This window comes from Vibrio sp. Y29_XK_CS5 (assembly GCF_024181835.1).
GTDB lineage: Bacteria > Pseudomonadota > Gammaproteobacteria > Enterobacterales > Vibrionaceae > Vibrio > Vibrio harveyi.
This window is the reverse complement of the sequence record NZ_JAMZAM010000001.1, coordinates 2193857-2208109: the sequence shown is the minus strand read 5'-3', so window position 1 is coordinate 2208109 and position 14253 is coordinate 2193857. Positions and strand designations below refer to the sequence as shown.

13 protein-coding genes are annotated in these 14253 nt (G+C 45.5%); 7 read left to right on the top strand and 6 right to left on the bottom strand.

Annotation, left to right across the window (positions count from 1 at the left end):
* Positions 1–101: 101 nt before the first annotated feature.
* The 3 genes from NL647_RS09920 (at position 102) to NL647_RS09910 (ending at position 4470) form a co-directional block, all read left to right on the top strand.
* Positions 102–1988 (top strand): methyl-accepting chemotaxis protein, encoded by a 1887-nt coding sequence (locus NL647_RS09920; RefSeq protein ID WP_005449641.1) that lies wholly within the window; start codon positions 102–104, stop codon positions 1986–1988.
* A 225-nt stretch (positions 1989–2213) separates the two neighbouring features.
* Positions 2214–3170 (top strand): hypothetical protein, encoded by a 957-nt coding sequence (locus tag NL647_RS09915; RefSeq protein ID WP_009695914.1) that lies wholly within the window; start codon positions 2214–2216, stop codon positions 3168–3170.
* Positions 3171–3372: 202 nt separating this feature from the next.
* Positions 3373–4470, top strand: a complete 1098-nt coding sequence (locus tag NL647_RS09910; protein ID WP_053052266.1) for a YdcF family protein — start codon at positions 3373–3375, stop codon at positions 4468–4470.
* Between the two features lie 78 nt (positions 4471–4548).
* Here the strand turns inward: NL647_RS09910 and NL647_RS09905 are convergent, their stop codons facing one another.
* Positions 4549–4971, bottom strand: coding sequence for an organic hydroperoxide resistance protein (locus NL647_RS09905; protein WP_005449644.1), 423 nt, complete (start codon positions 4969–4971; stop codon positions 4549–4551).
* A 137-nt stretch (positions 4972–5108) separates the two neighbouring features.
* Here NL647_RS09905 and NL647_RS09900 point away from each other — a divergent pair, with 137 nt between their 5' ends.
* The 4 genes from NL647_RS09900 (at position 5109) to ahpF (ending at position 8440) form a co-directional block, all read left to right on the top strand.
* Positions 5109–5567, top strand: coding sequence for a MarR family winged helix-turn-helix transcriptional regulator (locus tag NL647_RS09900; protein WP_005449645.1), 459 nt, complete (start codon positions 5109–5111; stop codon positions 5565–5567).
* Positions 5568–5701: 134 nt separating this feature from the next.
* Entirely contained in the window at positions 5702–5839 is a 138-nt protein-coding gene (locus NL647_RS09895) for a YHYH domain-containing protein (RefSeq protein WP_253650079.1), read from the top strand.
* 302 nt (positions 5840–6141) lie between these two features.
* A complete protein-coding gene (ahpC, locus tag NL647_RS09890) occupies positions 6142–6699 on the top strand; it encodes an alkyl hydroperoxide reductase subunit C (RefSeq protein WP_005374632.1) in 558 nt (185 codons plus the stop codon).
* A gap of 172 nt (positions 6700–6871) precedes the next feature.
* Positions 6872–8440, top strand: coding sequence for an alkyl hydroperoxide reductase subunit F (gene ahpF, locus NL647_RS09885; RefSeq protein ID WP_253650078.1), 1569 nt, complete (start codon positions 6872–6874; stop codon positions 8438–8440).
* 135 nt (positions 8441–8575) lie between these two features.
* Here ahpF and NL647_RS09880 read toward each other — a convergent pair whose 3' ends face one another.
* The 5 genes from NL647_RS09880 to NL647_RS09860 are packed head-to-tail and all read right to left on the bottom strand — an operon-like array spanning position 8576 to position 14239.
* A complete protein-coding gene (locus tag NL647_RS09880) occupies positions 8576–9544 on the bottom strand; it encodes a dihydrodipicolinate synthase family protein (RefSeq protein ID WP_050925985.1) in 969 nt (322 codons plus the stop codon).
* Positions 9541–11244, bottom strand: coding sequence for a dihydroxy-acid dehydratase (locus tag NL647_RS09875; RefSeq protein ID WP_050925986.1), 1704 nt, complete (start codon positions 11242–11244; stop codon positions 9541–9543). The genes NL647_RS09880 and NL647_RS09875 overlap by 4 nt, the downstream gene beginning before the upstream one ends.
* Positions 11245–11246: 2 nt before the next feature.
* Complete coding sequence (gene dgoD / locus NL647_RS09870; protein WP_053049250.1) at positions 11247–12404, bottom strand: galactonate dehydratase; 1158 nt, start codon at positions 12402–12404, stop codon at positions 11247–11249.
* A 9-nt stretch (positions 12405–12413) separates the two neighbouring features.
* The gene (locus NL647_RS09865) at positions 12414–13694 is read right to left on the bottom strand and encodes a TRAP transporter large permease (protein WP_053049249.1); all 1281 of its coding nucleotides are present in this window, start codon (positions 13692–13694) and stop codon (positions 12414–12416) included.
* A complete protein-coding gene (locus NL647_RS09860; RefSeq protein ID WP_053049255.1) occupies positions 13694–14239 on the bottom strand; it encodes a TRAP transporter small permease in 546 nt (181 codons plus the stop codon). Before NL647_RS09860 ends, NL647_RS09865 begins: the two co-directional genes overlap by 1 nt.
* Positions 14240–14253: the final 14 nt, after the last annotated feature.

Sequence of the window (14253 nt, the reverse complement as noted above, 5' to 3'; positions counted from 1 at the left end):
ATCAAATACGCGACACAGATCGGTATTTATTTTGAACACTAAAATATAATATCGGCGCGAAATACAAATTTTTATAAATAATAAGAGCCAATCATATCTGTATGTTTAAGAACTTATCTTTGAAGAACAAGCTGGCGATCTCTGCCAGCGCTGCCATCATCCTCGGGGGAGTGTTGGTAGAGGGGCTGTCTTTCCGTGACTCTTTGCAACGACTTGACGTTGAAGTTGCACAGCGTTTAGAAAGCACAAGCGCATCTTACAACCAATATGTAAGTGACTGGATTCTATCCAAAGAACGAGCACTGACTTCACTATCACAAGACGCTAAAAAATCGGCAATCGTGACGCACTTAAAACAAGTTCGCGATTCTGCCAAGTTTGATAACGTCTTCTTAGCTTACCCGGACGGTTCGCAAGATAACGCAAACGGCGTTGTTCTACCGCCAGGTAACGATGACCCACGCAAATGGGGTTGGTATACCAATGCCATTGCTAATCCATCCAAAGTCTTTATGGATAACCCAACGGTTGCCGCCGCAACAGGCGCAAACGTGGTGTCTTTGGGTAAAGCGATACAGCTTCACGGTCAAACCTCAGTATTAGGTGCTGACGTAGAAATCGGCGATATCCTAAACAGCCTAAACCAAGTAATTTTACCGGGCGAAGGCTATATGTTCATTGCGAACGACCAAGGCAATATCTTCACTCACAACGACAGCAAACTGCTTAATCAACCTGTGAGCAAGCTTGGTTTGAGCAACAATGACATCGTTGCAGCAGCAAGATCTGGTCAGGATCGAACTGTGTCTATTCAGGGTAAAGACTTTGTGGTTTACGCAAAAGCCATCGACGGTACCAAGCTAACCACAGTAACCGTTCTGGATAGCGACTCACTTGTTGCACCACTTTACGATGCCGTTTGGGGACAAATTATCGCGACGGCTATCGTTGTGATCATCTGTGTGGCGTTGTTTAACTTGCTGTGTAACATCCTGTTCCGCCCGCTTTACAACGTCTCTCATGCACTGTCGCAAATCGCTAACGGCAGTGGTGACTTAACTCAACGCATCAAAGTAGAAAACCGCGATGAGGTAGGTGAACTGGCAGAGAACTTCAACCAGTTCGTTGCGAGCCTTCAGCAGCTTATTGGTCATATTCGTCATCAAGCCGAAGACCTAAACCAACAGTCTGAGCTAAGCACTAAGCGTGCAAACCAATCGGTTGATGAGCTAAACCATCAGCAACAAGAAATCACGCTTGTGGCAACGGCAGTGACAGAAATGGCGTCTGCAACTCAAGAGATCGCCTCTCACGCTGAACAAACAGCGAAAGTAGCGCAAGATTCATCAGTAAGCACACAAAACGGTCACTCACTTGTGGTAAACACGAAAGACTCGATCAACAACTTGTCTTCTGAAGTGAACCAAGCAAGTGGTGTTATTAGTGAACTAAACCAACACGCACAAGACATCAACACCGTGCTGTCGACCATCCGTGATATTGCTGAACAAACCAACCTACTTGCGTTGAACGCGGCAATCGAAGCGGCGCGCGCTGGTGAACAAGGTCGTGGATTTGCAGTCGTGGCTGATGAAGTTCGCGTACTATCGCAACGTACACACACTTCAACAGAAGAGATCAAATCCACCATCGAAACGCTGCAACGCACCACTCAACGTGCTGTAACCCTGATGGAGCGCAGCTCGGAACTGGCGATGGGTTCGGTAGAAGATGCCGACCGTGCTTCGCAAGCGTTGGATGAAATCAATTCAGCGGTTGCATTGATCAGCGACATGGCGACACAAATCGCTACAGCAGCAGAAGAGCAAACGCACGTGACCAACGAGATCACGCAGAATGTTACGTCCATCAAAGACGTGACCGATCACTTGGTGATTGGTGCAGAAGAATCCATGAACCAATCTTCTGAGCTGAAATCACAAGCTGAAGACCTCAACTCGAAAGTAGCGACATTTAAACTGGCGTAGTACTCGTTTCTAAGCTCAATATCAAACCCCGCCTAGCTGCGGGGTTTGTTTTTCCCACCGATACTTCTCTCTTAAATTGACCTCAAAGCCTTAAAAATCCGTACATATACCCAACCAGTATTTTCACCTACCGCCGAGAGCAAGCTTCATAGAAAGCGTGGTAGGACATCATTTAGGGAAACGGCTTTTCAACCTTATTCTGAATACGTTCGAAGAGGTGCGCTTATGAATCTTATGGACCTACCCAAAAAACGGGGGAAATGGAATCTCGAACTGTGCAAACAAAGCGCAGCACAATACAAAACTCGCACCGCATGGAGCGAAGGAAGTAAAGCGGCTTACAGTGCTGCTTATCGGAATGGTTGGCTAGACCAATGCTGTGCCCACATGCAACGCGTTGGCGTTAAGTGGACCTACGAAAAATGCGTACGCAGCGCCGCTCGATATAAAACCCGCTCTGAGTGGAACCAAGCGTGCAAAAGCGCCTACCATGCAGCTCGTAAAAATGGCTGGGTAGAAGATTGCTGCGCTCACATGCTTCCCTCTCGTACAGGTAAAAAATGGACCTTTGAAAACTGCGCGAAAAATGCCAAGAAGTACAATACCCGTTCTGATTGGCAACGCGGTTGCAGCGGTGCTTATAACGCAGCAAATCGCAATGGTTGGCTAGACGAATGCTGCACTCACATGAAGCCCATCGAACTGAAATGGGACTTCGCGGCGTGCCTCAAAAGCGCTCGAGCGTTTCGGACCCGGACCGAGTGGATCAGCGCCTGCAAAAGTGCGTATCAAGCGGCACGAAACCGAGGTTGGTTGGAGCACTGCTGCGCTCACATGGGTGCGCCGAGAACGCAAAAGAAATGGACACTCGATGCCTGCATCAAAAGTGCTTCTGAATTCAAGACTCGAACCGCATGGCAAGAAGGCTGCAGTGGCGCTTACTTCGCAGCACACCGTAATGGATGGATGAAAAAGTGTTGCCAGCATATGCGCTCTGCTCGCGCCAAATGGACACTGAAAATCTGTAAGGGCAGCGCCTCTTACTTCTCGACCAAGAAAGATTGGCTTCGCTGCTGTCGAGGCGCATACAACGCCGCACATCGTAATGGATGGCTGGTCGAGTGCTGTTCACATATGAAGAGAGCAACCAGCTCGCGATTGTCTTTAAATCCAACCGTTTAACACAACAGCCGGTGGGCAACGTTTTTCGTGATCCTACTTCGCGTTTTAACCACATGAATCCCTTCGTTCGGCTGAGTTGGGATTCATTTCACAGTTTATTCATGAAGCGAACCTAGACTGAAAAAATCCATCGAACTCGTTCGACCTACAACAACGTTAGGCACGATAAAAACTAGGTACTACAGCACCTCTAGGACATTTCATGAAGAAGAACTTACTTGCTATTGCTCTTGGTAGCGTGATTGCGCTAACGGCTGCTCCATACTCCATTGCAGCAAACGATGCTGCTATCCAATCTTCAGCCGACTATTCACAGATCGTCACCAAGCGTCAGGTTGTCGACCAACTGCTCAACGACGCGGTAAAGGCATTCAAATCCCCTGCGCGTATCTCGCACGCTGGTTTTACCGCCAAAATGCCGAGCAACATGGAGATTGTTACCGACCGCTTACTAGAAGCCTACAAACTTGAGCCATACCGTACTGACCTGCTGATTTCTGCGGCAAACGCGCAGATCTACAACAAGAATGCAGATCGCGCGATTGAACTGTTCGAACAAGCCCTTTCGGTCGCACCAGACGATGTGGACTTGCACGCTTACTTAGCGGTATGGCAACGCTTTGAGGGCAACCAAACGGAATCAGCGAAACACATGGCGACGCTCACGAAGCTCAATGCTGGTAAAGCGGCAGACATCCAACGCATCTTCGACACCGTAGACCGCGTACTTGCAACGCCACTAAAAGAGAAAGCCGACAAAGGCAAACTAAATGACAAGGGGGCGATCGTCACACTGGGATACGCACTGAATCCGGATGGTTCAATGCACCAAATCTTGGTTGAGCGTTTGGAAACCACGCTAGCCATGGCAAAAGCAAACCCAGACGCGTTGATCGTATTGACGGGCGGCGTACCAAAGAACCACAAAACCGAAGGCAAGTTAATGGCGGATTGGCTGATTGAAAAAGGAATCAGCAAAGATCGCATCATTGAAGAAAACTATGCCACCAGCACGGTAGGTAACGCCCTATTCAGCAGCTACGCATTGGCACGTCACAACATCAAGCACGCGACCATCATCAGCTCAGCGAGCCACGTGCGCCGTGGTCAAACGCTATTTGAAATCGCAAGCTGGCAAACTGGTCCACAAGGCATCACTTTCGACACCGTAAGTTACCCAGACAAACCGCTTAAAGACTTAGCCAAAGCCAGCGATGGCGAACTACTTGGTATTTATCGCGATGCACTGCGTACTTATGGCATGTGGAGCTACCGCTCTTACCCACTAGAGTCGCGTTAAGTATTCTCACTTCATACCAATCAAAAAAAGCCTGCGTACTTGCAGGCTTTTTTGTCTTTGTTCCGTGGTAAGACCCGCTTAAATCGCTTCGCCGTTTACCGTTACTGCTACATCAATGTTGCCACGAACTGCGTTTGAGTATGGGCAAACTTGGTGTGCAATGCGCGTTAGCTCTAGCGCTTGTTCTTGTGGCATATCTAGCTCTACCGCTAGGCTCACTGTTAGAGCGAAGCCGCCGTTGTCGTTCGGACCGATACCTACTTCCGCTGTTACGGGTGCGCTTTTCAGGTCTACTTTACCTTCACGTGCTACGTGCAGAATCGCGTTAGAAAAACATGCCGAATAGCCCGCTGCGAACAGCTGTTCTGGGTTAGTTGCTGCGCCTGTGCCGCCCATTTCCTTCGGGTATGACAGCTCTAGATCGAGAAGACCGTCATCTGTTTTTACTTGACCATTACGACCAGCCAAAGCGGTAGCTTGAGTTTTGTATAGAGTAGTCATGCGAGTATCCTTCTTAATTTAAGTTGTGCACAATTTAATTGCTCACAATCTTAGATCGAAGTAAAGATCGTTTGCAACTATATTGTGCACAATTTATTTTATGACTCTCTTTTTCTATGAGCAGGTAGGCAACGCCAATGAGCCAGTGTTACACCGACAACACCATGACCGACGACGATAAACTCTTACTCGAAAACCAAGTTTGCTTCCCGCTCTACAGCGCAGCAAATGCAGTGATCCGAGCTTACCGCCCGTTGCTGGACGAGCTTGATCTGACTTATTCGCAGTACTTAGTGATGATGGTGCTGTGGGAGAAAGACGGTGCCAGTGTGAAAGAACTGGGATCACAACTGCATTTGGACTCAGGCACACTCACACCGCTGCTTAAACGCTTAGAAGCAAAAGGCTATGTAGAGCGTGGTCGCAGTGAAACCGATGAGCGCGTCCGCGTACTCAACCTCACAGAGCAAGGTCTTGCTCTCAGAGAACAAGCCAAAGCAGTGCCAAACGCCATGATGTGTAAAATCACATTAGAGCTGGATGAAATGATCATGCTGAAGAAGCTGTGTGGCAAAGTGCTCGACAATCTAAGCTAATCCTTTGAAATCTTGTCCACTGACGAAATAAGTGGGCGATGAGACGTTAAAGGTTGATTGAAATCATACTCAACCAGTAGCATTTATGTAAAACTCCGCGCGCTCAAGTTTGGGCATACATTTCGGAGTATTAAATGAAAAAGGCAGTATTCGTTCTTCTTATTAGTTTCGGTATGGTTTCTGCGGCGTTTGCCCATTCTGGAGGCACCGATGCAAACGGCTGTCATACAAACAGTAAAACTGGTGAGTACCACTGTCACAACCGCAAATAATTCCGTTTGCACAGTATGAGAAGGCGCGGCTTATCGCGCCTTTTTAAGCGGGAATCACACGTTATACCTCCATCCTCCCTCATCGCCCTTCTCAATCAACATTATCTATTATCGCTCTGCATTCATCTTCAATAAAACCTATCAAAGCAAACTCACCTACATCGGATATGCCTATCAAGTGAAATAGGAAATGGCTATCAATAGGATAGTTACAAGCGATTTTCCTTAAACACAATCCGATGAGAATATACTTTCCGAAAGCAACAACAGCTCAGCTTAAAACATTCAAAGGAAAGTAAATTATGATTAATACTCAAATCAAACCATTTGCAGCTACAGCGTACAAAAACGGCGAATTCGTTGAAGTAACAGAACAAGACGTTCTAGGTAAATGGGCAGTATTCTTCTTCTACCCAGCAGACTTTACGTTTGTATGTCCAACAGAACTGGGCGACCTAGCAGACCACTACGAAGAGCTACAAAAACGTGGCGTAGAAGTTTACTCAGTATCAACTGACACACACTTCACTCACAAAGCATGGCACGACAGCTCAGACACAATCGGTAAGATTCAGTACTACATGCTTGGCGACCAAACAGGCAACATCACAAACAACTTCGGTGTGATGCGTGAAGGTCAAGGTCTTGCAGACCGTGCAACATTCCTAATCGACCCAGAAGGTACTATCCAAGCAATGGAAATCACTGCTGAAGGTATCGGTCGTGACGCAGAAGACCTACTACGCAAAGTGAAAGCAGCTCAATACGTAGCAGCACACCCAGGCGAAGTTTGCCCAGCTAAATGGAAAGAAGGTGAAGAGACACTAGCTCCATCACTAGACCTAGTTGGCAAAATCTAAGCCACTGAAATTTAAGTTCTAATCAGTTCCCGATTTCCTTTTTCTGATTAGAACTGAATTAGAGAGCACTTCAGGTTAGATACCTTGACGACCTTCTGCCTGATTTGCTCTCTCCCCCTCAGGTTTTATCTACAGTAACCACTTTTTAGTTTTAATTAAGGTAGTAACAACTATGTTAGACCAAGCGATCCAACAACAACTCAAACAATATCTGGCTAATGTAAAAGAAGAAGTTCGTTTAGTGGTTAGTCTAGATGAAAGCAAAGCATCGAATGACATTTTGTCTCTAGCGAACCAAATCGCAGAGATGAGCGGCCTAATCACCGTTGAACGTGACGACAACGCAAGCGCACGTAAACCAGTGATGGCGGTAACTAACCCAGCAAAAGGCACAGCACTACGCTTTGCAGGCTTGCCAATGGGTCACGAATTTACCTCTCTAGTATTGGCACTGCTTCACTCTGGCGGTCACCCAATCAAACTAGAACCGGAAGTGATTGAGCAAATCGCAGCACTAGACAAAGATCTAGACGTAGAAATCTTCATTTCACTGTCGTGCCAAAACTGTCCGGACGTGGTTCAAGCGTTCAACATGATGGCGGCGATCAACCCGAAAGTAAAAGCAACCATGATCGACGGTGGTTTGTTCCAAGATGAAGTGAAACAACGCGACATCATGGCAGTACCAAGTGTATTTGTGAATGGCGAGCTATTCGGTCAAGGTCGTATGTCTCTGACTGAAATCCTAAACAAAGTGGATGACGGCGCGAGCGAAAAAGCGGCAAAAGCACTGAGCGAAAAAGACCCATACGACGTACTTGTTGTCGGCGGTGGTCCTGGTGGTAGCGCAGCTGCACTATACGCTGCTCGTAAAGGTATTCGTACTGGCGTTGTTGCTAAGCGTTTTGGTGGTCAGGTTATGGACACCATGGCAATCGAGAACTTCATTTCGGTAAAACGTACTGAAGGTCCAAAACTGGCAACTGATCTAGCAGAACACCTAAAAGAATACGACGTAGACGTAGTAACTGAGCAACAAGCTGAGAAGCTAATGGGCGCAGCACACACAGAAGATGGTTTGATTCACATCCAACTTGAAAGCGGCGCAACGCTGAAGAGTAAGAGTGTCATCCTAAGCCCTGGTGCACGCTGGCGTGAAATGAACGTTCCGAGTGAGCAAGAGTACCGCAACAAAGGTGTCGCGTACTGCCCACACTGTGACGGCCCACTGTTCAAAGGCAAGAAAACCGCAGTTATCGGTGGTGGTAACTCAGGCATCGAAGCAGCTATCGACCTTGCTGGTATCGTAGAACACGTAACGGTTCTTGAATTTGCAGACGTACTTCGCGCAGACCAAGTGCTTATCGACAAAGCGAACTCACTACCAAACGTAGACATCATCACGATGGCGCAAACTACTGAAGTTGTGGGCGACGGTACTCGCGTAACAAGTTTGAAGTACAAAGACCGCAACACAGACGAAATCAAAGAGATTGAACTGTCAGGTATCTTTGTTCAAATCGGTCTAGTACCAAACACAGAATGGCTAAAAGATTCAGAAGTAGCCCTATCTGAGCGCGGCGAAATCGAAGTCGGTAGCCGTGGCGATACTAGCCTAGAAGGTGTGTTCGCAGCCGGTGACGCAACAACCGTTCCTTACAAACAGATCATCATTGCGATGGGTGAAGGTGCAAAAGCAAGCTTAGGCGCATTTGACTACCTAATCCGTAAGCAAGGTTAATCTCCAAATTTCTTGGACACAAAGCGCACAGTGCTGTGTTTTCTTCCCCAGAAGGCCAATCGGGGCACTGTGTAGAACGGAGTGGCAAGAAATAAAAGCAAAAACCTAGAAGCCCAAAGACTTTGCCAGCAGCTACTACTGCTGGCTTTTTTTGGTTTTGGGGATTTTTAGAACTGGCTCAAATTGGCTCAAGAAATCTTCAATATCTCTATAATCTAGCTTGTTCAATTGATAATTAGGCTTACGGCAATAACTATCTGAGATAATCCCTCGTCTCTTCAATATTTCTTTTTCCACAGCAATGATGTACTCGCAATGAGTCATCCATTTGCTGATGTATTTCAACAAAATAACATGTAATTCTTGGGCTCTTTGCGTCTCTCCGTCTCGCCAAAGCCGATAGAGTTCTGTATAAATCTCACTGAATGAACAACCGGGCATTACTCCTTTACCACCGATTTCAAGCATGTCTAACATATATAAACCAGCGTAACCGTTCATGATCACCGCTTCAGGTAAGAGGTTAAGCAACTGCTGTGAATAAATAACTGGTGGGTTGCATTCGATTTTAAATACAGCGTTTGGGTAACCTTCAGTAATCGCCTTCATTTCTTCTGGGGTTATCGGCAACCCAGTTTCAGTGGGGGCATACTGAATAAGAACGGGAATCTCAACAGCGCTTAACACACTTTGAATATGTTCGATGATCTGCTCATTGCTAGGATTCAAGAAAAACGGCGGCAATAGCATCAAACTATTAAAACCTTGTTTTTGGTACTCTATTGCCTGCTTTACCGCAAGCTCAGTTGCATGCTCTGTGATTGAAACACAACTGAATACCTGAGAGGTTGCGGTAATCTCTTGAAACCAATGGGAAAGCTCTCGTTTCTCATCTTGATTTAACTTATAGAACTCACTCGCAATGCCAAACAAAGTTAAGCCTTCACATCCCGTTTGGATTAAGTGTTTAACCAAGCGTTTGAAGCTCTCAATATCAACATTGCCGTTGTTATCGAACGGCATAGCAATAATTGGGTTAACACCAAAAATATCGAAAGGCTTCAAAGGAAAAGGCTTAGAATGCTTTAAGACAGTCAAGGTCATTTTAAAATCGCTCCATGGGCTGCAGATGACACCCGTTCTCGGTATAAACCCAAAAATCCTTTTGGTACTTCTTTATGTACCCTCTTCCAGGCCACTCGCCTCGCTGAAATGACTTCTTCATTCAATTCCAAGGTGATCTCACGCGTGGTCAAATCAATAGTGATTTCGTCTCCATTTTCAACCAATCCAATCAACCCACCATCATAAGCTTCAGGTGAAACGTGACCGACAAAAAGACCACGATTTGAGCCAGAAAAACGACCGTCTGTGATTAAAGCACAGCTTTCTGAAAGCCCCATACCTTCCAGCAATTTCATCGGTTTATACATCTCCGGAAGCCCTGCACCTCCTGTCGTTCCCTCATAGCGGATGACAACAACCGTGCCAGCTTTAATGTCCCCTTGTAAAATGGCATCTATCGTCTCTTGCTCAGAATCAAACACCATGGCTTTACCTCTGAAGTGGAACATAGATTTAGGCACTGCCGCAGGTTTAGCTACCGAACCTAAAGGTGATAAGTTTCCTTTCAATACCCCTACGCCAGATTCCAGCATAAACGGATCATCTAACGGACGGATGAGGTCTCGATTTGTGCTGTTGAACACTTTATCTAGACACTCTCCCTTACTACCTGCAACTGTCATTGCATCAAGCTCTAGCAACGGCGCTAACTCTTTTTCCACCGCAGCAACCCCACCAGCTTCAAAGAAATCCACCATATCGTACTCAGATGCAGGATAGATGGACGCCAATAAAGGCACTTTTCGACTCATTTGATCGAACGTGTCCAGTGCCAACTCCCCCAAGCCAGCTTCGTAATGTATTGCTTGTAAGTGAATGATGGCGTTGGTCGAGCCGCCTGTAGCTAGCAATGTAGTGATTGCATTATTTATCCCTTGTTTGGTAATGATTTTTCGCGCTGTCAGACCTTCCGAGATCATTTCTACAATGCGCATTCCACTTTCGTACCCAACCTGAAGCCTTTCGGGATGAATAGCAGGGATGGTCGAGGTTTGGGGTAACGTCATACCTAATGACTCTGACAAACAACACATGGTGTTAGCGGTACCATACATTGTACAAGAGCCTATCGTGGGCTCTGCGAGATCCTCAATCTTGCGAAACTCGTGCTCATCGATCTGTCCTTTATTTTTCCAGCCAATAGCTTCTGTGACTATGTTGCCATCCCAGTGTTTACCCTCATATTCAGCGGGATACATTGGACCGCCATTAACCAAAATGGCTGGAATATCGAGCCTCGCAGCTGCCATCAACATAGCAGGAACGATTTTGTCACATGACCCAAGTAGCACCATCGCATCAAAATTATGTGCTCTAACCATGATTTCAATAGATGCTGTGATCACCTCGCGCCCTGCGAGAATATAACGCATGCCTATATGACCTTCCGCAATACCATCACACGGAGCAATAGTGCCAAAGGTCATTGCGGTGCCTCCCGCCTCTTCAATACCTCGAATCACTTCCGCGCCAACCACATCAAGGTTTGCGTGACCCGCAGTCGCGTTGGTATAGCTGTTTACCACTGCAACAATGGGCTTACGCAGTGCACTATCCGTGTGTCCCATTGATTTATACAGTGCACGCTTCAACGCGCCGTCATCTTCTTTTAAGATTTCATTGTGGTGAGGGGGACAAGCCCCACCACCGCATGAACCACAACTTCCACATTTACTCATAATCACCACTCCGCAAACGAGCCATCTTTATGGGTCCAATGTGGGTTACGCCATTTAGGTAAAGTCAGAGCTTTTTCATGCTGCTCACGCATAAAATCTTCATCAATCTCGATGCCTAACCCTGGTTGCTCTAGATTGAGGCAGTAGCCCTCTTCGAAGTCGAAGACTTCCTTGTTCTTGACGTAGTCCAGTACATCATTGCCTTTGTTATAGTGGATACCGATACTCTGCTCTTGAATAATAGCGTTTTGGCATGTCGTATCAATGTGAACTGATGAAGCCAGCGCAATCGCTCCTAAAGGGCAATGAGGAGCGAGTGCAACATCATAAGTCTCTGCCATTGATGCAATTTTCTTTAGTTCCGTCAAACCGCCACAGTGGCAAACATCAGGTTGGATAATGTCGACACCACCACGCTCTAATAATTGTTTGAAGTCCCAACGAGAGTGGAGACGCTCGCCTGTAGCAATAGGAATAGCGCCATATTGAGCAATCTCGTGAATACAGTCAAAATGCTCAGCTAGTACAGGCTCTTCAACAAACATAGGTCGCATTGGTTCAAGCTCTTTCATCATGATTTTCGCCATTGATTTATGTACACGACCATGAAAATCAATCCCAATACCAAAGTCTTTACCCATTGCATCACGTAGTCCTTGAACACGATCTAATAGAGCGTCTACTTTGCTAAATTCATCGATGTAATTGAGCTCTTCGGTACCATTCATTTTAATCGCGTTAAAACCTAACTCTTTACGCTCTTTTGCCATGCGTACCACATCATCAGGTCGGTCACCGCCAATCCATGAATAGGTTTGAATTTTGTCCCGACATTTACCACCCAGCAATTGATATACAGGCACACCTAACGCCTTACCCTTGATATCCCACAGAGCTTGATCAATACCTGACAATGCACTCATCATGACTGCACCACCACGATAAAAAGTCGAACGATACAAGTAGTTCCAATGAAGTTCGATATCACGTGGGTCTTTACCAATCAGATATTCCATCAACTCATCAACACAAGTATGAACTGTATGGGTTCGACCTTCTAAACATGGTTCTCCCCACCCCACAATACCTTCATCAGTAATGATTTTTAAAAAACCCCAGCGTGGAGCAACAATGAACTTTTCGTAGCCAATAATTTTCATAATTCAGCCTTACTTAAATAATTCTGGTAGGAAAGTAACAACGCCAGGCATAAACACTAGAGCTATCTGCACAAGCAGCATACTGATTAAAAAAGGAATAACTGCGCGGGTAAGTTGAACCATTGACGACCCAGTAATCCCTTTAGCCACAAACAAGTTCACTCCTACTGGTGGTGTAATCAACGCCAACTCAGTACCGACAATCAAGATGATGCCGAAGTGGAATGGACTCACCCCTAACTCAACCAAGATAGGTAAAAACAAAGGCGTATAAATTAGAATTTGCGCGGCGGTTTCGATAAATAGACCAGTAAACATAATCAGCGCGACAAATATCAACAGAATAAGTGTTGGGCTATCCGTCACTTCTAATATTGCTTCACCGATCATCTGAGGGATCATGCTAATGGTAAGATAACGAGCAAACGCAGTAGCAAAGCCCAGAATTATAATCACACATCCTGTCGTTAAGGCTGCACGAGATACTGTTGGAATCAGGTCTTTGACCGTCATCTCTTTGTGAATAAAGAAACTAACGATTAAGGTGTAAATCACTGTAATACACGCAGCTTCAGTCGCAGTAAAAATACCAGAGTAAATGCCACCTAAAATGATAACAGGGGTTAATAGAGCCCACTTCGCCTCTAAAAATGTCTCTTTTACTTTTGAAAGAGAGAAGCCCTCATCTTGACCTTTATAGCCTCGTCTTTTGGCAATCAAGTACACAGCTAGTATCAATCCGAAACCAATCATGCCTCCTGGAATAAATCCAGCTAAAAACATGTCACCAATAGAGATTTCTGCTGTAACCGCATAGATTATCATTGGAATCGAAGGTGGGATTAAGATGCCCAGAGAACCAGCAGAAGCGGTTAATGCACCCGCGAAATGGCGGTTATACCCCTTCTCGATCATGGATGGCACCATCATAGAACCGATGGCGGCAACCGTCGCCGGTGACGAACCTGAAATCGCAGCAAAGAACATACAAGCAACAACGGTCACAATACCTAAACCGCCCGCGGTTCGACCAACTAAGCTCGCGGCAAAGTTTACGATCCGCTTTGAAAGACCGCCTTTCTCCATCACAAAGCCAGCCATGATAAACATTGGTATAGCGAGATAAGTAAATGAATCTAGAGAGGTGAATGCAATTTGGGCAATAAACGAAATAGGGATGTCAGCCAATAGCAAAGCAAAGGCTGTACACATACCAATACTTATGGCAATTGGCATACCAATAGCAAGTAAGACCACAAAGAAAAACATTGTAATTAGAAATACATCCATTATTTTTCTCCTTGCTTATTGTTAATGTTTTTTAACGCTTCTTCAGCTTCACTTAACGCATATTCTTGATCCAACTTCCCTGTTATTCTTCGATATACACGCTGAATTAATCGCAAAGAAATCAAATAAAAAGTGAATGGGATAATTGCGTATACCCACCCAGCTTTCCACTCTAATGCTGGCGTTGTTTGTTCTAACGCTAAAGCATCAACAGAGAGTTCCAAACCGTAATAACCTACCCAGACCATAAATCCAGCAAAAGATAGATCAATAATTGAATCCAATATCTTTTTATTTCTACCTGTAACGAAACCATCAATGACTTCGACACGAACGTGTGCTCCACGAACGACAGCTAAACTCGCCGAAAAATATACTAAAGATATAAATACATATCTGGATAACTCTTCAGTCCAAGATAATGAAAAATTGAAAACGAATCGGAATAGTATTTGTAAAAAGCACAAAATAATTAGCGCAATAAAAAGAAACGTACTTATATATTCCTCAATATTGTCTAAGAATGAATTTTTATTATCATTCATAACAGCACCATATT

Excerpts from the sequence above, each read along its gene's own strand:
- NL647_RS09920 (WP_005449641.1), top strand. The coding sequence starts at position 102 with ATGTTTAAGAACTTATCTTTGAAGAACAAGCTGGCGATCTCTGCCAGC.
- NL647_RS09915 (WP_009695914.1), top strand. The coding sequence starts at position 2,214 with ATGAATCTTATGGACCTACCCAAAAAACGGGGGAAATGGAATCTCGAA.
- NL647_RS09910 (WP_053052266.1), top strand. The coding sequence starts at position 3,373 with ATGAAGAAGAACTTACTTGCTATTGCTCTTGGTAGCGTGATTGCGCTA.
- NL647_RS09905 (WP_005449644.1), bottom strand. The coding sequence starts at position 4,971 with ATGACTACTCTATACAAAACTCAAGCTACCGCTTTGGCTGGTCGTAAT.
- NL647_RS09900 (WP_005449645.1), top strand. The coding sequence starts at position 5,109 with ATGAGCCAGTGTTACACCGACAACACCATGACCGACGACGATAAACTC.
- NL647_RS09895 (WP_253650079.1), top strand. The coding sequence starts at position 5,702 with ATGAAAAAGGCAGTATTCGTTCTTCTTATTAGTTTCGGTATGGTTTCT.
- ahpC (WP_005374632.1), top strand. The coding sequence starts at position 6,142 with ATGATTAATACTCAAATCAAACCATTTGCAGCTACAGCGTACAAAAAC.
- ahpF (WP_253650078.1), top strand. The coding sequence starts at position 6,872 with ATGTTAGACCAAGCGATCCAACAACAACTCAAACAATATCTGGCTAAT.
- NL647_RS09880 (WP_050925985.1), bottom strand. The coding sequence starts at position 9,544 with ATGACCTTGACTGTCTTAAAGCATTCTAAGCCTTTTCCTTTGAAGCCT.
- NL647_RS09875 (WP_050925986.1), bottom strand. The coding sequence starts at position 11,244 with ATGAGTAAATGTGGAAGTTGTGGTTCATGCGGTGGTGGGGCTTGTCCC.
- dgoD (WP_053049250.1), bottom strand. The coding sequence starts at position 12,404 with ATGAAAATTATTGGCTACGAAAAGTTCATTGTTGCTCCACGCTGGGGT.
- NL647_RS09865 (WP_053049249.1), bottom strand. The coding sequence starts at position 13,694 with ATGGATGTATTTCTAATTACAATGTTTTTCTTTGTGGTCTTACTTGCT.
- NL647_RS09860 (WP_053049255.1), bottom strand. The coding sequence starts at position 14,239 with ATGAATGATAATAAAAATTCATTCTTAGACAATATTGAGGAATATATA.